17 protein-coding genes are annotated in these 22,094 nt (G+C 59.4%); 11 read left to right on the top strand and 6 right to left on the bottom strand.

The window, feature by feature from the left end; translation table 11 throughout:
• Window positions 1–30 precede the first annotated feature (30 nt).
• Both HFP54_RS14760 and HFP54_RS14755 read right to left on the bottom strand, forming a co-directional pair.
• Complete coding sequence (locus tag HFP54_RS14760; RefSeq protein ID WP_146413149.1) at window positions 31–1,185, bottom strand: BON domain-containing protein; 1,155 nt, start codon at window positions 1,183–1,185, stop codon at window positions 31–33.
• Window positions 1,186–1,468: 283 nt separating this feature from the next.
• Window positions 1,469–1,846 carry a hypothetical protein gene (locus HFP54_RS14755; RefSeq protein ID WP_168565720.1) on the bottom strand — a complete coding sequence of 126 codons (378 nt, stop codon included), beginning with the start codon at window positions 1,844–1,846 and terminating at the stop codon, window positions 1,469–1,471.
• Between HFP54_RS14755 and HFP54_RS14750 the strand changes: the two genes are divergently transcribed.
• From HFP54_RS14750 to HFP54_RS14725, 6 genes are all read left to right on the top strand, one after another.
• Window positions 1,845–3,203: an arsenate reductase/protein-tyrosine-phosphatase family protein gene (locus HFP54_RS14750; protein ID WP_235951835.1), complete on the top strand. Its 1,359-nt coding sequence runs from the start codon at window positions 1,845–1,847 to the stop codon at window positions 3,201–3,203. The genes HFP54_RS14755 and HFP54_RS14750 overlap by 2 nt on opposite strands.
• An 11-nt stretch (window positions 3,204–3,214) precedes the next feature.
• On the top strand, window positions 3,215–3,676 hold the full coding sequence (gene rpiB / locus HFP54_RS14745) for a ribose 5-phosphate isomerase B (RefSeq protein ID WP_146413147.1): 462 nt from the start codon (window positions 3,215–3,217) through the stop codon (window positions 3,674–3,676).
• Entirely contained in the window at window positions 3,673–4,779 is a 1,107-nt protein-coding gene (locus tag HFP54_RS14740; protein WP_315853899.1) for a DNA polymerase III subunit, read from the top strand. Before rpiB ends, HFP54_RS14740 begins: the two co-directional genes overlap by 4 nt.
• A gap of 215 nt (window positions 4,780–4,994) precedes the next feature.
• Entirely contained in the window at window positions 4,995–5,471 is a 477-nt protein-coding gene (rimI, locus tag HFP54_RS14735; RefSeq protein ID WP_235951916.1) for a ribosomal protein S18-alanine N-acetyltransferase, read from the top strand.
• A 177-nt stretch (window positions 5,472–5,648) separates the two neighbouring features.
• Window positions 5,649–6,092, top strand: a complete 444-nt coding sequence (locus HFP54_RS14730) for a PaaI family thioesterase (protein ID WP_146413146.1) — start codon at window positions 5,649–5,651, stop codon at window positions 6,090–6,092.
• Entirely contained in the window at window positions 6,089–6,943 is an 855-nt protein-coding gene (locus HFP54_RS14725) for an MBL fold metallo-hydrolase (protein ID WP_168565719.1), read from the top strand. The genes HFP54_RS14730 and HFP54_RS14725 overlap by 4 nt, the downstream gene beginning before the upstream one ends.
• Here the strand turns inward: HFP54_RS14725 and HFP54_RS14720 are convergent.
• Window positions 6,940–7,287 (bottom strand): hypothetical protein, encoded by a 348-nt coding sequence (locus HFP54_RS14720; protein WP_235951834.1) that lies wholly within the window; start codon window positions 7,285–7,287, stop codon window positions 6,940–6,942. The genes HFP54_RS14725 and HFP54_RS14720 overlap by 4 nt on opposite strands.
• Here HFP54_RS14720 and HFP54_RS14715 point away from each other — a divergent pair.
• On the top strand, window positions 7,286–8,137 hold the full coding sequence (locus HFP54_RS14715; protein ID WP_197136718.1) for a sulfite exporter TauE/SafE family protein: 852 nt from the start codon (window positions 7,286–7,288) through the stop codon (window positions 8,135–8,137). The genes HFP54_RS14720 and HFP54_RS14715 overlap by 2 nt on opposite strands.
• A 130-nt stretch (window positions 8,138–8,267) precedes the next feature.
• Window positions 8,268–9,560 (top strand): Gfo/Idh/MocA family protein, encoded by a 1,293-nt coding sequence (locus tag HFP54_RS14710; protein ID WP_168565718.1) that lies wholly within the window; start codon window positions 8,268–8,270, stop codon window positions 9,558–9,560.
• A gap of 153 nt (window positions 9,561–9,713) precedes the next feature.
• On the opposite strand, the gene HFP54_RS14705 is transcribed toward HFP54_RS14710, so the two are convergent.
• The 3 genes from HFP54_RS14705 to guaB form a co-directional block, all read right to left on the bottom strand.
• Window positions 9,714–12,896: an SUMF1/EgtB/PvdO family nonheme iron enzyme gene (locus HFP54_RS14705; RefSeq protein ID WP_168565717.1), complete on the bottom strand. Its 3,183-nt coding sequence runs from the start codon at window positions 12,894–12,896 to the stop codon at window positions 9,714–9,716.
• A 189-nt stretch (window positions 12,897–13,085) separates the two neighbouring features.
• Window positions 13,086–15,080 carry a hypothetical protein gene (locus HFP54_RS14700; protein ID WP_168565716.1) on the bottom strand — a complete coding sequence of 665 codons (1,995 nt, stop codon included), beginning with the start codon at window positions 15,078–15,080 and terminating at the stop codon, window positions 13,086–13,088.
• 43 nt (window positions 15,081–15,123) lie between these two features.
• The gene (gene guaB / locus HFP54_RS14695; RefSeq protein ID WP_168565715.1) at window positions 15,124–16,605 is read right to left on the bottom strand and encodes an IMP dehydrogenase; all 1,482 of its coding nucleotides are present in this window, start codon (window positions 16,603–16,605) and stop codon (window positions 15,124–15,126) included.
• A 463-nt stretch (window positions 16,606–17,068) separates the two neighbouring features.
• Between guaB and HFP54_RS14690 the strand changes: the two genes are divergently transcribed.
• The 3 genes from HFP54_RS14690 (at window position 17,069) to HFP54_RS14680 (ending at window position 22,089) form a co-directional block, all read left to right on the top strand.
• Window positions 17,069–18,721 (top strand): prenyltransferase/squalene oxidase repeat-containing protein, encoded by a 1,653-nt coding sequence (locus HFP54_RS14690; protein WP_235951832.1) that lies wholly within the window; start codon window positions 17,069–17,071, stop codon window positions 18,719–18,721.
• A 209-nt stretch (window positions 18,722–18,930) separates the two neighbouring features.
• Entirely contained in the window at window positions 18,931–20,601 is a 1,671-nt protein-coding gene (locus HFP54_RS26205; protein ID WP_168565714.1) for a sensor histidine kinase, read from the top strand.
• A gap of 138 nt (window positions 20,602–20,739) precedes the next feature.
• Window positions 20,740–22,089 (top strand): sigma-54-dependent transcriptional regulator, encoded by a 1,350-nt coding sequence (locus HFP54_RS14680; protein ID WP_146414314.1) that lies wholly within the window; start codon window positions 20,740–20,742, stop codon window positions 22,087–22,089.
• Window positions 22,090–22,094 lie beyond the last annotated feature (5 nt).

The following is a 22,094-nucleotide window of genomic DNA, read 5'->3' as shown; positions in this document are numbered from 1 at the left end:
CCGATCGGTCCTGCGTTTTGGTCTCAGGGCTTAGCGATCGGTGAAGTCCAAGTACCACCAGCCGTCATCCCATTCCAGGCTGACCTTACGCCATCCCAGCGGAACTTGCGGATAGGGGTAGAAGGGGCCGATGTACGGGAACGCCGAAGGGCTGTACTGCTGCGGATAGGTCACCGCGGCGTAGTTCGGGTAAGCGGCGTAACCTGGCCAAGCGTAGTTAGGCAGGTAGGGCTGGTCATAGCGAGGAGCCGCGGCACCTTGGTAGCCGTTCATCGGGACCGGTTGGCCCATGACGGGTGCGCCCATCACGGTGCTGGCCGGAGCCGCCTGGGTTGGCTGCATTGCACCACCGCTGCGGTACGGAGCCGCTTTGACGGGAACTTGCATCGGTGAGCTGGCCGGACGCAGGTTCATCTTTTGCAGGTTCGAAACCGGTTGGACCGGCGATTCCAGCAATTCGATCGACGCTTTGACGTCTTGGACGCCGGCGACGCTGCGGACGACATCCAAGATGGTGTCGCGTTGCTGGGCGTTGCGAGCCTTGCCTTTGACGGTGACGACACCGTCTTGGGCCGAAACGTCGACGCCGAAGCCCTTCAGTTGACCGCGGCTTTGGGCTTGGCCCAATGCGGCGATGACTTCTTGGGTCAGGTCGACCACGGGCTGAGCGATCGGTTGTTCGATCGGCTCGGCGGCGGCGGTCGGCATCACGGTGCCGGGCATGACTTCGGCGGCTTGCTCGGGCACGGCAACCGGTTCAGGCACAGCAACCGGGTCGGGGGTCGTGTCCTTTTGCAGCTTGGCGGCCGTTTGAGCGAGGGCTTCGCGGAAGCTGAATCCTTCGTCGACCTTGGCCACGGCGGCTTTGGGGCGAACGACGGTGGTGGCTTCCACGGTCACTTCGTCGACGACATTTTCAATGCCCTCGATGCCTTTGACGCTTTGCAGAACCAGTTGTTTTTGATCTTGGCCGGACACGTTGCCGCGGAACAGCACGACGCCGTTATCGACCTTCATGTCCAGCGTGAAATCCTTCAGCTGGCCCGAATCGCGGCCTTCACGCAGCCGCTGGATGACTTGTTCAGCGATTTCGCGGTCACCGGCCAGGCCGGTTGACTGCCAAACGCCCGTGGATCCGAACGCAGCGATTGTCGCCAGCGCCAATCCAAAATACTTCCGTCGCATGGAATGCCTCCCTACAGTCCTGAATCGCTCCGGTATGTCAATGCTGGAAAGCCGAGCCGCTCCGTGCGGTCGTGGGTTCACGCAATCATTTTTGGCGACTGCACCATTCCAGCGGTCAGTTCAGACCGGTGTTATGGTCTGTTTCGGTTCTGACGAAGCACCGGAGGTAGGTTTTTTCCGATTTTGACCGTGATTCCTGTGATTTGGATTGCTCGGGTGTCAAAGTTTGACGGCGTGGGAAGCTGATCCTGCTGGGAATCCTGTCACCACAGCGGTCGCCCCATCACCCCTGACGCATACCGCGAACGACCGCACCGATGGCCACGATCGCGCCGGCGGCGGGAATCATCACCAAAGCCAAGCGTGGCTGTGCGGCGATCGCCGCCAGAACCCCCAAACCGGCCATCAACGCCACCGGCGGAAACCAGCGGGCGGGGCGGCGGAGCGAGTCCCAGGCCAGCCAAACGGCCGCAAAGACCAGTCCGATGCGGAAACACGCGGCTCCGAAAAACTGGCCACCGGCGGCGGTTTCACTTTGGCGGACCACCACGGCGACGACGAACAAAATGACCGCGATCAACAGCACCGCATGACGCATCCAATCGATCCCGCCGGATCGGCGGGCGGTGGACGACGGGGACGATTTCGATCGATCGGTCATGGCGGCCATTCTAACGACCGCCGGAAAAATCGAAACTTCCGGCCCACCGTGGGGCGGCTTTTGGATCCCGGATCCGTTCGATGGATTGACGCATCCGGACCATCGGGCGGTACAATCGCGGTTTGCGGTCGCCGTCCCATCGGCGCGGACGATCGTGGCCGGCCTGTTTGCGACCACTCATTTGCCCATGCTGCTTGATCTACAATCGACCGACGACATCCGGGACATGGTCCATCGGACCGTCCAGGCTTTGGTCGAAGGTCAGGTGGTCGGGTTCCCGACGGAGACCGTTTACGCCTTGGCCGCTCATTCGCTAAGGCCCGACGCGGTCGCCAAGTTGATGCAGATTCAATCCGATTGGGGATCGACGCCGATTTTGTCGGTCCGCAGCGGCGAGGCGGCGGAAGACTTTCTGCACGGATCGTCCCCCATCGTCCGGCGGTTGTCACGGCGATGTTGGCCGGGACCGCTGATCTTGCGGACCCGTTGTGACTGGAAACAATCGGCGGCGTCACGCTTGCCCGCCGAAACCATGCGTGCGGTGTGCGGCGAAGACGACCAGATCGCCTTTCGCGTGGTCGACCAACGTGTCCTGGGACAAGTCCATCGTTACCTGGCCGCGCCGCTGGTTTTGGCCACGGCCGAAACGCTGCCGGAAACCGAGACCGGCGACCCGTGCAGCGATCCGGTGGACGCGTCGGGAACCGCGTTTCCCACGAATGCCAAGTCGATCGCACGCCGCTGTGGTGATTCGGTGCCACTGCTGCTAGATGACGGTCCGACTCGTTATGGTGGTTGCTGCAGCGTGGTCCGAGTGAAGGATCACCACTGGCAACTGATCCGCCAAGGAGTCATCGAGCGCGACGCCATGAGTCAATTTGTCAAACCCGTGATCGCCCTGGTCTGTACCGGCAATACGTGCCGCAGCCCGATGGCCGAAGTCCTGCTGCGACATCTGGTCCAGCAACGTTACGGCAGCGACGACTTGGTTCAAATCGTGTCCGCCGGCGTGGCCGCAGGCGTGGGTAGTGCCGCCAGCCCACAAGCGGTGGAAGTCATGTCCGACCGCGGGCTGGACCTGACCGAACACGGCAGCCGCATGCTGGACGACGCCTTGGTGGCGTCGGCCGACCTGATTTTGACCATGACGCGAGGCCATCGTTCGGCGATTTTGGCCGCTTGGCCTGATCTGCACGACCGTGTCCACACCCTACGCCGGGACGGCGGTGACATCGCCGATCCGGTCGGCATGCCCGTGGAATGCTATGTGCAATGTGCCGACCAGATCCAACAGGAACTGGCGGCTTGGTTGGATGCACTGGGCGATGACTTTTTTCCGGTCGAAGCGAAGACATAAGGAATCATCCGATGATGAAGGTCTGTATCGCCAGCGATCACCGGGGCTATCACATCAAGGCACGCTTGGCCCAGGCGCTGGCTCAAAACGGCTTTGAGGTGTCCGACGAAGGCACCGACAGCGATGAACCGGTCGATTACCCCGATTACGCCAAGATCGTTGCGGGCAAGGTCAGTCGGCACGAAGCCGAACGTGGCATCTTGATCTGTGGCACCGGCATCGGCACGTGCATCGTTGCCAACAAGTTTCCCGGCGTCCGCGCGGCATCCTGTTATGACGAAGTCTTGGTGGAAATCAGCCGACGTCACAACAACGTTAACGTGCTGTGCTTGCCCGGCGATCTGATCGGTGACCGCCAAATCGACGACTTGGTATTGAAGTGGTTGGCCACGGATTTTGACGGTGGTCGTCACGAAAACCGATTGAAGAAGATCGTCGACATCGAAAACTCACCGAACCTGGCCGACGCGTGAGCCCCGCTGCGACGAAATCATCCGACAACACCGCCGATCCGTCGTCGTTGCGTTCGCCGCTGTCCCAGTGGTCCGACTTGATCGGCAAAGCCCACTTAGCCGACTGGTTCGCCCACGCCATCGGTGCCGGCAAGCTGACCGGCAGCCTGTTGTTCGTCGGCCCTCACGGTGTCGGCAAGCGATCGGTCGCGATGCTGTTGGCTCGTACGTTGCTGTGTGAAACTCGCGATCCCGCCGACATGCAACCGTGCGGATCGTGCCCGGCGTGCCAACAAGTGGTCGCGCAAACGCACCCGGACTTGATCACGATCGGCAAGCCCAACGACCGGGCCTTCATTCCGCTGGATCTGTTGATCGGTCCGCCCGATGCACGGATGAGCGAAGGGTTTTGTCGTGACATTCGTTTGCGGCCGTCGCGTGGAAAACGCAAAGTCGCCATCCTGCGTGACGCCGATTTTCTGAACGAAGAAGGCGCCAATTGTCTGTTGAAGACCCTGGAAGAACCGCCGCCCGGGTCGCTGGTGATTCTGATCGGGACCAGCGAACAACGACAACTGCCCACCATCCGGTCGCGCTGCCGCGTCATCCGGTTTGCACCGCCCTCGGGCGCCGAGGCCGCCGACTTGCTGCGCCGCGGACACGGTGTCACCGAAACCAGCAACGACAAAATTGCTGATGCCGTGGCGATGTCGGCCGGCGACATGACCGTTGCGGCACGACTGTTGACCGACGGCCAAGATCAATGGCAAACGGCTTTTTTGAACTTGTTGTCCCAGCCCAACTTGGATCCCGTCGCGATCGCCAAAGCCATCACCAGTCGCGTGGACGATGCCGGCAAAGAAGCATCCAAGCGTCGCGACGCCCTGCGTGATGTATTGTCGATGGCCATTCAGCATTTCCGTCGCCAGCTTCGGCAAACCGCATCCCAGGCGACCGCCGCGACGGTGCCGGCCGGATCGAATTTATTGCTGTCCCGCGTCGACCGGTGTGTGCGGGCGATTCGCGAAGTCGATCGCAGTGCGAATCAGTCCACGCTGATCGAATGCTTGGCCGGCGACCTTGCCCAGGGCCGCACCGGAGACCGCGGGGCGATCGGATCTTAGCGGGGAAAACCGACGAATCGGACCTGCGTCGATCCGCGCCCGTTTTCTGTCTTGGTCCGTCGGCGGCCTTCTGGTAATTTCCCCTTCACGTCGTTGGAAACGACATCAACAGGCGGGTCAAATGGAGTTGGTTCCCGTCGGCTCGGTCAAACGTGCTCGAAAGGAGTTCGAGGGTGGATACGAAACAGGAATCTCTGGCCGTTCACATTCGTTGGATGATTCGTCGCGACATGCCGGCGGTGCTGGAGACGGAGACACGATCCTTCGAATTTGCATGGACCGAAGAGGACTTTATCCGTTGCCTGCGTCAACGCAATTGCATCGGAATGGTCGCGGAGATCGAAGACCGCGTGGCGGGCTTCATGATCTATGAACTGCACAAGAATCGGTTGCACATTTTGAACTTTGCCGTGCATCCGGAATTTCGCCGTCGTGGCTTAGGTCACGCGATGATCGGCAAGTTGTTGGGCAAGCTTTCACATGAACGCCGCAACCGGATCATGTTGGAAGTCCGCGAAACCAACTTGGAAGCGCAGCTGTTCTTCAAGAGCGTCGGGTTCCGTGCGATCAGCGTGCTGCGTGACTTCTATGATGACGCTGCCGAAGACGCCTATCTGATGCAGTATCGGTACCAACCGACGGCCGAAGAATTGGCCCAACCGCACAATCGCATCTCACGATTGGCCGGCTGATCCGTATTCGCGGACCGCAATCGAACGATTCACTAAAAACGCCATGGCAGGATCTGCGATGGCGTTTTTTCGTTGGCTGTGGTCAATCGTCCCATCATCGATTGCCGGGGACGTTCGGCGTGGGATTCTTGGCGGCTTGTCACTAAGCTTGCGGCAACGCCTTGAAGTGCTGCTGCTATGTATCAATCCACCCGGCAAATCGCCCATCCCCACTGCGTCGTTTGTGGCGCCGATTCCTCCGGCGGTTTGGGCATCCAATTTCGTCCCGTCAGCGAAACCGCGGTCGAAGCCATCGTGCAGTGTGACGAACGTTGGCAAGGGTATCCGGACATGCTGCACGGCGGGGTGATCTGCATGATGCTTGATGGTGTGATGACCAATTGCATCTTTGCCACTGGGGTCACGGCCGTCACCGCCGACATGAACGTGCGGTTCTTGCATCCGGTCGCATCGTCCGGCTCGATCACTTTGAAAGCGAACATCAGCGATTCGTCTTCCATGCTGTATTACCTGGAAGCCGAATTGATCCAGGACGGAAAGACGAAAGCTCGCGCGACGGCACGGTTCGTCAAACGTGCGACGAAAATGGATCCGTCCGCTGATCGACCGAAACAGCGATGAACATCGAAGTCACGGTCTTGGCGGAAAACACGGTTCGTGGGCGTCAGTTATTGGCCGAGCACGGCTGGGCCTGTTATCTGCGGTGCGGCAGCGATGGATTGCTTTGGGACACCGGCCAAGGCATGGCCATCGCCCACAACGCTCGTGAACTGGGCCTGTCCCTGACTCAGGTGCAAACGGTTGTTTTAAGCCACGGCCACTACGACCACACCAACGGACTGGCGGAAGTCTGGGATGCCAACCCTGGGGTTCAGATTGTCGGACATTCCGCTTGCACCGAAGCAAAGTTTCGACGATTGGCTGATGGCTCGGTCCGTGATGTGGGGATGAAGACGTCGATCCGCGATGGCCTGACTTCGATCAAAAATCGCTGGAACCCCTGTGACGTCTCGCGTTGCATGGTCGGGCCGCTGTGGACGACCGGTCCGGTTCCACGCATCACCGATTTCGAAGACACCGGCGGCGATTTCTATCTGGATGATGCCTGTCAGACCATCGACCCGATCGTCGACGACCAAGCGTTTTTCTTTGACACCGCCGCGGGCATTGTCGTGTTGTTGGGTTGTGCCCACGCCGGTGTAATCAACACGCTGATGCACATCTGCCAATTGCGTCCGAACCGTCCGATCGACACGGTCATCGGCGGCATGCACTTGGGATCGGCATCACAAAACCGCATCCGCGAGACGATTCGCGGTTTGACGGACTTGGGCGTTCAGCGTGTCGCGCCGTCGCACTGCACAGGATTTAGCGCCGCGGCAAAGATGCGTGCAGCCTTCGGCGATCGATGCGAAGAAACTCACGTGGGAAAACGTTGGTTGTTTTCGGCATCGGATTCAACGTTGGTCTAGCGTCGGTGCCGTACCCAAGCAACGAAGTCGCGAATGCGATCGTGTGACAGCAGGGCTTGCACCGTCCCGTAGTTCCGCCCCAATTCTTTTTCGCTGGGCACGAACCGGTGGATGGCCGAATGACAGTCGCGGCACAGCGGAATGGTCTGCTGCATTTGTTCGCGAGTGAACCGTTTCTTGAACCACTTGTTGCGATGACAGCGGCGTGGAATCAAATGATGACGCGTGGTTCCCTTGCGAGTGATCCGTCGACACAATTGGCATTGATCGGGAATCAACGCCGGCAATTCGGGACCGCAGGTCGGGCCCGACGGGTCGGTGTCGTTTTCGGATCCGGTCGTCATGGTTGGTTTCTCCGATCTTCACGAACGACTGTACCGGCGCGACAACGTGCCGTCATCGGCCGACCGCGCTTCGTTATCGCTGCCCCACCCTAAGATCCTGATGCTGACCGAACTGTCGATCCAAGAAATTTTGATGCTTGCCCTTGGTGCGGCGGGTATTGGGGTCAGCAAGTCGGGATTCCCCGGCATCAGCATGCTGCACGTCGTGTTGTATGCGTTCGTCTTCGGCGCGAAAGATTCCACCGGCGTGTTGTTGCCGATGCTGGTGGTCGGCGACTGTTGTGCGATCTACTTTTTTGGACGCAAAGCAGTCTGGCATCAGGTCCGCCGTCTATTGCCGCCGACGCTGGTCGGAATCCTGGTCGGTTGGCAATTGATGGATCGCTTGAACGAGGATCTGTTTCGCATTCTGGTCGGGTTCATCATCCTGGCGTTGACGATCGTTCAAGTGGTTCGCATGTGGCGCCCAACTTGGTTCGACCAGGTTCCCCACCAACGCTGGTTTGCGGTGTTGCTGGGTTTGTTGGCCGGGCTGACGACGATGATGGCCAATGCCGCCGGCCCCGTGGTCGCGTTGTATCTGTTGGCGGTCAGTTTGCCAAAATGGGAATTGATCGGCACCACGGCTTGGCTGTTTCTGGTGTTGAACCTGTTGAAATTGCCGCTGAGTTTTCAGTTGGGCTTGATCACTCCATCCACGTTGGCGGTCGGTGCCACATTCGCCATCGCGATTCCGCTGGGCATCTTGAGCGGACGCTGGCTGGTGTCGCGAGTCTCCCAGAAGCTTTTCAACGGCATTTTGCTGGCGTTCACCGGCATCGCCGCGCTGCGTTTGATCGGGCTGTTTTAGCCGACGCGACACACGCCTATTCCGAAAGGCGCGGCGTCATCGGGTCGCACAAAACGGACCCGATTCAGACGGCTATAATCCAGCGAACAATCTTTTCCATCCATCCGCGATCGCCCGGGAACCACTTCTGATGGCCGACAACCGACGACAATTCCTCGCCTCCACCGCATCCGCTGCTGCTGCTACCGCCGCCATGGTTCACACGTCCCCGATCGCGCGAGCGGCGGACGGATCGAAATTGAAAGCCGTCGTTCTTGGAGTGGGCTGGTACGGCATGGTAGATGCCAAAGCGGCGCTGAAGGTGGGTGGGGTGGACATCGCGGGAATCTGTGATGTCGATAGCGAACACCTGGAACAATCGGCAGAGGAACTGAAGAAGCTGCAGGGTCATCGGCCGCAAACGTTTGCCGATCACAACGAAATGCTGGACAAGGTGGATCCCGACATTGCGATCATCGGAACGCCACCGCATTGGCATTCGCTGCAATTGATCGATTGTCTGAATCGTGGCATCGACGTCTATTGCGAAAAACCACTGACGTACGACGTCCGCGAAGGACAGGCGTTGGTCAAAGCCGTCAATGACAGCGGCCGCGTCGTTCAAGTTGGTTTTCAGCGTCGTCAAAGTCAAGCGTTCGCCGAAGTCAAACAGTTCGTCGAATCAGGTAAGGCGGGCCGGATCGTTCAAGCCGACGTTCAGATCCATTACAAGGCTGGCACCAAAGATGCGACCCCTCAGGATCCACCGTCGTCGCTGGATTGGGATCGTTGGTGTGGACCGGCACCAAAAATTGCTTACAGCCCTCAAGTCGGTCACAAAAGTTGGCGTTTGGAAAAGACCACCGGCCATGGGCACTTGGTCGACTGGGGCATCCACAACATCGATGCGACCCGGATGATGATGAATCTGGATCTGCCGAATCGCATCACGGCCGATGGCGGCATCTATCAATACGACGGCATCATCACGACACCCGACACACTGTCGGTCCACTTCGAATTCGATTCGATGCCGGTCGTTTGGCGGCACCGACTGTGGGGCGCCACAGAAGCCGATCCTCAATACAAAAATGGTGTATTCTTGTTCGGCGAAGATGCCACCATTTTTTCCAGCGATCGCCAGTGGATGTTGATCCCCAAAAACAACAAGGGAGACATCGAAGTCCACGACGCTCCTGTCGATTTGGGCGGCAAACACATGGCGAATTTCTTGGCCGCCGTACGAGGCCAGGAATCGCTGGCGTGTCCAATCGAACAAGGGTTCCGTTCCACCGCGACGGTTCAGCTTGGCATGGTGGCGTACGAGAGTGGGACGACGGTTCATTTCGATCCGAAGACGCTGAACGTCAAAGGCAACGACGATGCGGCGGCGCTGTTGCGTCGTGAGTACCGCGCCCCGTACCAACACCCGTACCAGGCGTAGTGCCTGCGGGCCATCATCACCAGACGCCACCAACGAATCGTCGCCTCTCGCTCTGCGAGAGTACCGAAGAACTAAGCTCCAGCGCGGTTCCGGCACAGAAGCCCCGAGCGACCACGCTGCAGCATCGTTCGCTGACGGCTGTCTTGATGCCGCCTAAGGCGACGTCGCAACGATACGGAAACCGACGTTGAAAACCTTCTGCCACCGAGCATAGGTTCGTCTCATCGCGGCGGTGGCATCCGATGGAGGATCGAAAAAGGAACCTCCAGCCGCAACCGCGTTGTCGTCCTTTGCAGCCGAATCCGGCAACAACCACTCCGCCACGTTGCCGTGCATGTCGTGCATGCCCAACGGGTTGGCTTGAAAACTGCCCACCGCGGCCGTCACGACTGCCCCGTCGTTGAAGCGAACTGCCGATCGCTTGCCGCCTTCCAAGACCAAGTGCGGAACGCCCCCGGACCACTGCGTCACGTCGGGTGGGTGAACTTTCAACGCCGACATGACTCCGCGACCGAACGAGGCATCCGCCAAGTTTTCATACGGGGCAAAGTCATCGGACTGGTCGCCGAACCAGTACTTTGCCTCTGCGGCGTCCCCCGTTGCCAGTGTCCATTGGTGATCGGTCGGCAAACGAACCTCTAGCGACGTCTGTGTCGAAAGCCAACGACAAAACGCCATCGCTTCATCGCGGCTAACTCGGACAACCGGTTGTGAATCTTCGCCCATCCAAACCCCAGGACCATCCGGGCGATCCAATCGATGCGCGTAGAACCTGGACCGATGATCGGGATCAAACGCTTGATACTGTGCGTTGGTGATTTCCGTCGACGCCATCCAATAGGCCGTGCTCGAACCAGCCGGCTGGATCTTCACCAGCGTTAGCGATGATCCGTCCGGCATCGAAATCGATCGCTGACCGACCGACGATGCCGCCCCGCTGGCCGCCGATGCGTCGGACGGCGTGCTCGCGTTTCGATCGTCTCCGGTGCGTTTCCCTGTAACACTTTCAACGGATGAAACGTAGGGCGGTGTGGGCGGCACGTGTTCCGGATCACGTGCCGGGCCGCCATATCGCAATTGAAGCTCGCGACGGCGTGCCCTCGCGTCATCGGGGATCGGATAAACGTCGGACCACGTTCCGTGGCAGGGGCCATTTAGATCAATCCAGGTGACCAAACGATCCCAGGCCTCGGCATCCAGCTTGACACCATGATGGCCACGTCGAAGCATTTGAATCAGCGGGCTGGTTTCGGCGTGGTATTCGCCAGGGGTCAGCATTTCCACCGAATCTTCGATACCGACCCGCCGGATGTAGTGCACCAGTGCATCGTAGGCCGGCGTGTACGTCATTCGGCCCCCGGTTTCGCGGTGCATGTCTGGGTGCAGACGACTGACATACCCGATCGGCCAAGTCTCGGGGTCGTCATGTGCGTCTTCGGTCCGAAGATCGGGTGCCGCCGACTGTCCGTCATGACATCCGACACAATGGTGATCCAGTACCGGTTGGACTTCACGTTGAAAATCAAATCCGCGTGGCGGCCCGTACCAGTCACGAATTGATTGCGGTGGTTTGGTTGCCGCCAGGGTGAACTGCGTGGCGGCCGATTCCAACGGCTTTTCATGACACCCGACACACGATACGACTTCGCCGGGCATCGCGGTGAACCAGCTACGCATCAACTGGACGGCACGTCCTTGCTGATCCAGCGGCTGAACCGCCAGCGGCGTGTTGGCCGGAACTTCGAACATGGCCGACCCATCCGATTCGACGTCCACGGTGCCTTCGATCTGCATGCTATCCCAGGGACCGCCGTACCCGATTTTGTCCGGCCCGGCCAACTGTCGATAACCGAAATGGTACGAAAGCACTCGCAATCGCTGGACAGTTCCTCGCGGCACACCGTCCAGTCCCGGCCCGGCGTGCACATCGTGCAAATAGACCGTCGCACGGGTGGCCTGGGGATCGGTACGATCGGCGATCACCGGAGGCGTTGCACGTTTTTGCACCGGAGTCGGTTCCAAGAGATGATACTGGTCGTCCTTGGCAATGCGCACGATGTTGTCAAAGACATCGGCCAGATAGATTTCCCACTTGCCGCGGCGATCGCGCAACATGCTGACCAAGAAAAACTTGTCGCTGATGGGCTGTGGATGCAAGAACTTAGGCCAGTCAGGATCGATCGCAGTGTCGCGAATTACGGGCAAGACCGGTGTGCCCTGGCCACTGATCCGATGAATGATTCCGTCCTCGTTTTGCCAACCTTTGGACGGATCCAGCGTGACCAGCCATCCCATGCGTGGCGCACCGTGATACCCCGACAGTATGCTGACCAAACCGTGGTCCTTTCCGGGCAACGGTTGGCTGAAGAACAGCGAGTTGGGAAAGTAGGAATTGCTGCCGTAGATCGCCCGTTGGCCGGTCCCGTCCGGGTTCATCACCATCAACTCACGCAGAAAGATGTGGTTGATGCCGACGTAATCCCAGCGACTGTACATGACTTGACCGCTGGGCAAGACCACCGGATTGGCATCGATGTCTTGATCAAAACACAGCTGTCGCATGTCGCTGCCGTCGGCGTTGCAGCGATAAAGATTTCCCGTCGGCATCTGGCCATGGTGACAGGGCACCGATTGGTACGACGCGGTGCTGGCAAAGATGATTCGACCGTCGGGCAGATAGCAACCGTCGAAGCAATCGACATCATCCGGTGCGGTGGTGACCGGTCGCATCGATTGATCGTCGACGCCAATTTCCCACAACTTCCAGTTGACCGCATCGGATCGAGTGACCAACAAACGATCGGCGTCATAGTGCAGTCGTAAATCGCCGATGAAGCCGCCATCGTCCGGGCGAAAGAACCTGTCCATCGGCGGCTGTGCCCGATCAGCGGCGATGTCGTCCAGGCTGATCCGCACGACATCGTTGTCGTAACCGGTCTTGTCGTAACCCGCCATGGTTTCATGCGGCGCTGGCACGGCGATCCCGTGAATCGGGTTTTCGGCCCGGCGACGCACCATCAGCAAATCACCGGTCAGCCGCGGATGATCCAGTAACGCTTCGCGTCGTAAACGGACCAAGTCGGATCGCGCCGCGTCCGGATCAGATTCCGCTTTGCGTCGCAATTCATCCAAGCGTTTCAAAAACGCATCGCCACGTGGATAGTCGTGACCGTAAGTCGTCCGCAGATGTTCGACCGCCGAACGTAGATTGTCGCACTGACGATCAAAGTTCGGTGTCGCCGATGGACACGTTTCGGCCGTCATTGCATGAACGACCAACAGAACCGCGAGGACGACGAAGGTTCTCGCAGAAATTCGATACGGGCGTGGAATCATCGACCTGATTGCCGGGGTGCCGGGGACGAAATCCGTCGCCGGACAGCCGACCGGCAAACGACCGGCTTCAGTCTAGCACGCGACCGACAAACGTCCCTTTGCACCGCATGCGGCACGATGACACAGCACCGTGCACAACACTGTGCCTTGTCGGGATTAGGCCCGATGGCCCCTGAGTGATCGCGTTGATTAGGGAACCAACCAGAACGTTCCCGTCATGACAGCGGCCTGGGCGATGGCACCTCGGGCACTGATCGGCACTGCAGGGATGATCCACGGTGCACAATCGCCGGGGCGGTAATACCCCAGTGCGTACTGGCATTCGCTGGGACAATGCACGCCCATCTTGTAAGGCAGCACGGCGATGTTGGCAAAGAAGTGTGCAGACGACACCACGGGTTGCAACACCGGTCCGGCCGTGTGGCCGTAACGTTCCAAGTTGACTTCTTGGAAGTACAGCGGCTTGTGACACAGATTCGATGCTTTGTAAGTCATCGTCATTTGCTGCCATGCACGCGGCTGATAGGCGACTTGTTCCAACTGGCATTCGGTCGGCAATCCCCAGCTATCAGTCAGGACGGCCAAGTCTTCTTCGCTTAGACGATCCGTTTGGATCTCTTCCAGCGAACCGAATTCGGTTTCGATGATCGCTTTTCCATAGGCCAGGTCACGCAGTTTTCCGACCGCCAATGTCACGCCATCGACCGAACGCCAAGTGCGTACCTTTTGCTGGTCGTCCCAGCGGGATTTGAATTCTTCGTACCGATCCTGTTCCACCACATCGGGTCGGAACGGAGGACTGGGGTCCAGCGAGATGTCGCGAATGGATTGCAAACGAACTCGTTCGCGGAAATCTTCACAGGACAAACCAAGCATTGCACCGGGGACGCGTTCTTCGCGTTCCTTGCGAGCTTCTTCACGCAGCCGACGCAGATCGTCCATGTCGTCTTGGTTTTCACGCTCGAACGGATTGCTTTCCAAGTCAAAGGAATCCAAACCGAAATCGTCTTGGGGCTCCGGTGCCGGTGTGGTTTCCGGTGGCGGAAGCGTCTGCAAGCCTTCATCGGTCGGCCGTTCATTGTCGGACCGCGTTTGCGGGGCTTCCGACGTCGTCGAGTCCGGCGAAGGCGACTGTTGCATCAGATCGCGAATGCTGTCCGAAGGCGACTGGACGTTGGGTTGGCGATCCGGATTCGCAATGCTGTTGCCTAGGCCATTGGTGTCCAGACCGGCAGCGTCCGGAGGCGGCAACAAATCTTGTCGTGGCATCGCTTGACCTGTCGCCGGTGTGCCCGGATCGAACGCTTCGCCGGCGGGCGGGGGCAACAGTTCGGTGCCATCGCTGAATCCAGCGGGTGCCTCCTGAGTCGAAGGCATTTCAAATTGCGAAGGCGCCGATTGAGGTGCGGGCAGGTTTCCTCGCAAGCTGTTCATCGGACGCATTTCCGACGGCTGGACCGGATCGGCGGTCGGCTCGGGAAGACCAAATCCGTTGCCAGAATTTGCCGAATCGGCTGTACCACCGGGCGGTGCGAACAGGTCATCCAAATCCTTGGGGGCCTGCGCGGCGGTTTGACGGACCATCGATGTGCCACGGTGTGCGGCGGGCATGACGGGCGTGACCGTTGCCGAACCGCCCGCGGCCACCATCTGGTGACGTGCACGTCGGCTGGATCGCACCGATGGAACATCGGGTCGTCCAAAGGGGTGTTCAAAGAAATCGTTCGCGGCCGCCTGGTTGGCATTCGGGTCTGCCACCGGAACCGGTGCCGGCAAGCCCGCCCGCTGGATATTGCGCATCGTGGGCAACGTGGGTGTGGCCGGTCGATCGCCAGCATAAGCCGGTGCCGGCGAAGGTTGGATCGCGCTGACTTGGCGGACGGGGTACTTTGGCTGTGCGGCCGGAACGTTGGCTGCTGCAGTCGACGCGGCGACTGCGGCGGGCTGATCAGTACCGGTCGTTTTCACGCCGGCATTCGGCACACCAGCTTGTTGCACGCCGGGATTTTGCCACTGCAGATTCCATCCGGCACGCTTCGGCTGATGGGTGGCGGCAGGCTGCGTCTGGGCGGTGAACTTGGGCACCGGACGCAATTGATTCGCATGCGAGGCGTTGACCGGTGATTGGGCGTCGACCGTCCCCAGCGTCCAGGACGTTGCCAGCGTCAACGTCAACGCGGCCAACCGCCGAGCGAATCGGCGGCGGCTGTCGGATAAGATTTGGGCCCTACTTTTGGTCCGAGTGAACGTCGGGGCTGTAGTTGGGCGCTTCTTGCGTGATGGCAATGTCATGCGGGTGGTTCTCCCTCACCGTCGCTGCGGACACCCGCGTGAAGCGTGCGTCCCGTCGCAGTTCCTCGATCGTCCTGGTTCCGACATATCCCATGCCGGCACGAAGTCCGCCCACCAATTGGTAGACGTAATCGCTGAGCGGTCCTTTGAACGGCACGCGTCCTTCGACACCTTCGGGGACCAACTTGCCCGCCTCGGTGCCTTTTTGGCGATACCGATCGCTACTTCCCTTGACCATCGCCCCCATCGATCCCATGCCGCGGTACTCCTTGAAGGTACGGCCTTGGTAAAGGATGGTTTTGCCGGGACTTTCGGCCAGACCGGCAAACAGGCTGCCGATCATGACCGTGCTTGCGCCCGCGGCGATCGCTTTGGTCACGTCACCGCTGAAACGGATTCCTCCGTCGGCGATGACAGGAATGTTGTTTTGTTCCGCAACGCCGACCGCATCCATGATCGCCGTCACCTGGGGGACACCGACACCGCTGATCACCCGCGTCGTACAGATCGAACCCGGCCCGATGCCCACTTTGACGGCATCCGCACCCGCTTCGATCAGATCGCGAGTCCCATCGGCGGTGGCCACGTTTCCGGCGACCACGTCGATATCCCAATTGGTTTGTTGTTTGATTTCGCGAACGGTCTCGATCACGTTTCGGCTATGCCCGTGAGCGGAATCGACGACCAAAAAGTCGACGCCCACTCCGATCAGGCTTTCGGCCCGATCCAGGTCCCCCACTCCGATGGCGGCTCCGACGCGAAGTCGACCCTGCGGATCTTTGCAAGCCCGCGGGAATCGCTTCATCATGTCGATGTCGCGGATCGTAATCAGTCCCGTTAGTTTCCTTTCTTCGTCAATCAGCAGAAGTTTCTCGACCCTTTTTGCCGTTAAAATTCGCTCAGCTTCCTCAAGCGTTACATTCCCTACAGCCGTCACCAAATTCTCACGAGTCATGACTTCGCTGACTGGGAGAGATGGGTCTTCTAGGAAACGCAAATCACGGCGGGTCAGAATCCCGGCCAAGGTGCCGTCGTCATGCACGATGGGGATGCCGGACACGTTGGCCTTGTCCATCGTTTCGGCGGCTTTGCCGACCTGTTCGCCCGGCCCCATCGTGACCGGATCGACGATGATGCCGTTGGCCGAACGCTTTACCTTCAGCACTTCACCGGTCTGGCCGACGACGCTGAGGTTTTTGTGGATGACCCCGATGCCGCCTTCTTTGGCCAGGGCGATCGCCATTCCCGATTCGGTGACCGTGTCCATGGGCGACGACACCATCGGGATTTGCAGCGCAATGCGGTCGGTCAGACGCGTGCTGACATCGACTTCGGCGGGAACGACTTCGCTGTAGCGGGGGACCAGCAAGACGTCATCAAAGGTGACGCCCTGGACGCCGATTTTGTCTTCCAGCATGGGGGGTTGGGCTTTCTGCGGCGGTGCGGAATCTGGAAAGACATCGAATTATGCCGAACCCCTGGTCAGTTTTATAGGGGCGTTTCACGGGGTTTGGCGTGGCCTCCATCGCGATCGCTAAATCGGGGGTGTTTCGCGTATCCGAGGTCAACGCCGCGGGTACTTCGTGCCGCCGCCAACCGTTGTCATCATGGATCGGGGGCATCCTGGATCGGGATTCAACCAATCGGATCGGTGTAACCGGTCGGTCGTCATGCGGCGAATGTGTTCCTGCGGTGATTCCGACCCGATGGGCATTGCATCTCGGTTAGACTGATTGGATCGGGCGTTGCGATTTTGGCGAGCTCTTCGAGTTCCACCGGTTCCGCTTCGATTCGATCCCCCGCTTTTCACTTTTCAAAACGTTCGGTCGTGGGCTCGGTCATTCGGCCGGCCCCTGTCGTGTTCTTCGCACATGTAACGCATGGCGTCTTATCCATCCAGCTACGTACCACCATCGACGTCGTTGCCATCGGCCGCGCTGACCGGAGGCGAAGACGACGTGATCGTTGCAGATTTGGTCCACCCCGAATCGCTGGTGGACCAAACGAACGAGGACGATACGTCCAAGGGCGGCTGGCTGGGCCTGATCCGCGCGACACCAGCCTGGTTGGTCAGCACCGCCGTTCACGTGGCCCTGTTGGTCGCGTTGGGCTTGGTGACGATGACCGAGCCGCAAAAGATCATCAACGTCTTGACCGCAGCGGTCACCGACGATCGGGGCCCAGAGATCAAAGAGTTCGTCATCGAGGAGGTCGACGTGGATGTGTCGACCGAGATGGAGGAATCCGCCGACCCGCCGCCGGCGCTCAATGAATTCGAACAAGTGGTCGAATCGATCGCTCTGGACGTTCCCACCGAAGCGATCTCGGTCCCGATCGAAAGTTTCGATTTGGCCGCCAACATGGCCCCGGCCGGTGACGTGCTACAGTCGCTGCAGTCGATGGCCAGCCAGTCGCTAAGCAGCCGCGGCAAAGACATGCGGGAAGACATGCTGCGGAAATACGGCGGGACGCCCAGCAGCGAAGCCGCCGTCAGCGCGGCACTGAAATGGTTGGCACTGCACCAAGCCCCGAACGGTGGATGGACGTTCAATCACGCCAGTGTTTGCCGTGGACGGTGCGGCAATATCGGCGAACCGAAGTACTTGCGTGCGTACAACGCGGCGACGGCGCTCGCGCTGCTGCCGTTCCTGGGTGCCGGACAAACGCACTACGAAGGCGAATACCAACAAGTCGTTCGCAAGGGGCTGCTGTTCCTGATCAAGAACGGCCGCAAAGGCAAAATCAAAGGCGTCAACATGCTGGACTTCACCGAACCTGGTGGACGCATGTATTCGCACGGTTTGGCGGCGATCGCCCTGTCCGAAGCCTATGCGATGACGCAGGACCCGGCGTTGGCCGAACCGACCCAAGCGGCCCTGAACTTTATCGTTTGGGCGCAAGGCCCCGACGGCGGATGGCGGTACCAACCCAATTCACCGATGGGCGACACGTCGGTGGTCGGCTGGCAATTGATGGCTTTGAAAAGTGGTTACATGGGGCACTTGGTCGTGCCGCCACAATCGATCAGCGAATCGGTGCGTTATTTGAACCGCGTTCAAGGCAAGAACGGTGCGGTCTACGGCTACGTCGCACCGCCGGCACCCCGCATGGATGACCCGACGAAGTTGAAGATCAGTCCCGCCTGTACCGCGATCGGCCTGCTGTGCCGGATGTACACGGGCTGGCAGAAAGGCGACCCAAGACTGGAGTCCGGTGTTCAGGAATTGGCCAGAATCGGCGTCCGTCGTGACAATATCTATTACGACTATTACGCCGCCCAAGTCCTGCGTCATCACGGCGGGTCGGAATGGCAGGCGTTCAACGAGATTCTGCGGGACTGGTTGGTATCGACCCAGTCGCAGGATCGCGGCGCCAAAGGCAGCTGGCACTTCCCCAATTCACAATCGCACAAAGGCCCCGTCGAAGGCGGCCGATTGCTAAGCACCGCGTTCGCCACAATGATTCTGGAAGTCTATTACCGGCACATGCCGTTGTACGCCGACGCGGCGGCGGAAGAAGAATTCCCGCTGTAGTCTCACTGCAACGCGAAACAGGCGATTCCCCCCAGCGTTGGCAACGCCGTCAGGGATTCCTTGATTTCGGCGTCCGCCAGAATCTGGGGCAATCCGACGTGTCGCAGGTGCTGCGATCCAGATCGATCTTGTGACGTTTCGGGCCCGGCGATAATCTCGACCCTGGTGACTCAGGATGTTTCACGCTTCTGGGCAGGGAGGGCCGGCGCGTGCTACGACGACGATCGATTCGCACAAAACTATTGGCCGGACTGGTCACGCTGACGGGTGTCATTTGCTGCCTGGCTTACAGCGGGATCTCCGGACTGAACCGCTACGACCGTTTGGCACGGGTGGTCGCGGAAACCAGCAAGGAACTGCGGCTGGCCAACGATCTGCATCGCCTGGCGGTGACGCTGGACGAAAAGAACGACCGGCTGATGCAGCCGGAAGCCGAATTCGGCATGATCGAGCCGATCAGTTTCGACGAAGGCAATCTGTTTGCCGGAAACTGGCGTGACGTTTACATCAAGGAATACGACGCCGCCTGGGAACAGCTGGAACGGTCGTTGGAATCGTACAGCGTGCTGCTTGATTCGCGCGATCCCAATTTGCGTTCGTCGCTGATTTACGATTCCAGCCATAACGTCGACGAAATCGTCACATGCGTGGATTCGATCCGGCTGACCAATCAACACGCCACCGATCCACGCCAGTACCGCAAGACGCTGGACAAACACTACGACAACCTGATCGTCGCCACCGAAACCAATGCGGTGGAGATGAGCGAATCGATGGTCGGATTCACGTCCCAGGTTCGATCCAGCTATCGCACGTGGATCGCGATCGCGTGGTTTTTGTTGCTGGGTGCCATCGCCACGGTGTTGGTGATGATTTGGTTGTTTTGGACCTACATCGTTCAGCCCTTCCGCACGCTGCTGGAAGGTTCACGCATGGTGGCAAATCATGCCGCCTTTGGTCACCGAATCAGCTTGGGGACCAACGACGAATTGGACGAACTGGCATCGGCGATGAACGCGATGAGCAGCAAGTTCTCCATGGTCTATAACCACAGCGAACAGCTTCGCCAAAACCTGGAAACCGAAGTCCGCGATCGTACGCGTGAAGTGATTCGCAACGAACAACTGGCCAGCGTCGGATTCCTGGCCGCCGGCGTCGCCCATGAAATCAACAATCCGCTGACGACGATCGCTTGGGGCGCCGAGTCCTTGGAAGCCCAAGTGGCCGACCTGGACCACAGTGACGAACCGACGATCCACGGCGAAACCGCCGACTCGTTGCGTAGCACGCTGAAACAAATCCAAAGCGAAGCGTTTCGCTGTAAAGGCATCACCGATCGTCTGTTGGATTTCAGCCGGATGAGCGAAGTCCGACGCGAATCAACCGACCTATCCAAACTGGTCGACGACGTTGTGGAATTGGTCAGCAAAGTCGGTCAGTACCACTACAAGACGATTCGCACCCACCATTCCGGTCCGACAATCGCCGAAGTCAATTCGCATCAAATTCGCCAAGTCGTTTTGAACTTGATCACCAACGCGTTGGAATCAGTTGACAGCGATGGTGCGGTGGATGTTTCGGTGTTCACCGAAAACCAGAATGCCAAAATTGTCGTCGAAGACAACGGGTGTGGGATGAGCGACGAAGTGATGACGCACCTGTTCGAACCCTTCTTTACCCGGCGACAAAACGGGAAAGGCACCGGGTTGGGGTTAAGCATCACCTATCGAATCGTTTCCCAGCACGGTGGATCGCTGACGCCACACAGTGAAGGTGAAGGCCAAGGGTCACGCTTGGAAGTCACGCTGCCGCTGACCACCGAAAATGAAAACGAGACCGAACCGACGGTGCTGTCACCGGCGGTCAACATGGCGGCCTGACCACGCTGCCGGATTCAACACCATAACATCCGCCGCCACCGACCAGTCGGCCACGCCGGAATAAACGAAGCAACACTGATGCCCAGCGAAAAAACCAAACCCCGTTCCGCCAGCAAAACATCCAGCGCGACTTCATCGATGCGAATCTTGTTCGCCGACGATGAAACTCATTTGCAAACCTTGATGCGGGATGCTTTGACCCGCCGCGGTTACAACGTCACCGTTTGTCCCGATGGATTGACGGCCGTCGCGGCGCTGGAAAAAGAATCTTTCGATTGTCTAATCGTTGACATCGACATGCCGGGCATGACGGGGATCGAAGTCATCGAACGGGCTCGTGAGTTGCGCCCCGAAATCGACGCGGTCGTGATGACGGGCAAACCCAGCCAGGAAACCGCCATCGCCGCCCTGCGCAGCCACGCGTTTGACTACCTGACCAAACCATGCCCGCTGGCCGATATCGCGCGAATGCTGGAGCGGGTCGCCGCCCACCGTGACATCAAACGGCAATTGGCCGCGCTGCAACATCGTTTGCACCGCGCCGAAGGCGATTCGCAACTGGTCGGATCGGGCAACGCAATGCAGTCGGTTCAAAAGCTGATCGAAAAGGTCGGCCCCACCGAAAGCACCGTTCTGATCCGTGGTGAAACCGGTTGCGGCAAAGAACTGGTCGCCCGTGCGGTTCACGCCAACAGCCTGCGTGCGGACAAACCGTTGGTCGCAATCAATTGTGGCGCCCTACCCGAAAACTTGATCGAAAGCGAACTGTTCGGTCACTGTCGCGGTGCCTTCACCGGTGCCGACGCCGCGCGAACCGGATTGCTGGAAGTCGCCCACGGAGGCACCGTCTTCCTGGATGAAATTGGCGAACTTCCGTTGGCCGTCCAAGCCAAGTTGCTGCGGGTCCTGGAAACGGGCGACATCCGGCGTCTGGGCGACAATCAAACCGTCCAAGTCGACGCCAGGATTATCTGTGCGACGCACCGAAATCTGGAACAGATGGTGGAAGAAGGCACTTTTCGCGAAGACTTGATGTTCCGCATCAACACCTTCGAACTGACCGTTCCGCCGCTGCGTCAAAGGACCGAGGACATCGCGGTTTTGGCCGAACACCTGTTGCGTCGCCACCGCAGCGATGGAGTCTCCGGCAAACTATTCGCTCCGGAAACCCTGGCGGCGTTGGTCGCACACACTTGGCCGGGCAACGTCCGTGAACTGGCGAACGTGATCGAGCACGCGGCGATTCTTTGCGACGAACTGCCGATTACACCGGAGCACTTGCCCAGTCGGTTTGGCGAACGCCAACTGCGGAAAGAAATCCGCGAAGCCGATCCGATGACGCTAAAAGAAATGGAAATGCTCGCGATCCAGCGGTCATTGCAGCGGCACGGCGGTGACAAGAAAATCGCCGCCGAAGAATTGGGTGTCAGCCTGAAAACGCTTTACAACAAGCTGAACGCCGCCGAAGAACGACGTGCCGCCGGGTGATCGGG

This window comes from Crateriforma spongiae, assembly GCF_012290005.1.
Classification (GTDB): Bacteria; Planctomycetota; Planctomycetia; order Pirellulales; family Pirellulaceae; genus Crateriforma; species Crateriforma spongiae.
Note: the sequence above shows the minus strand (reverse complement) of the source record. Positions and strands in the feature narration are given on the sequence as shown.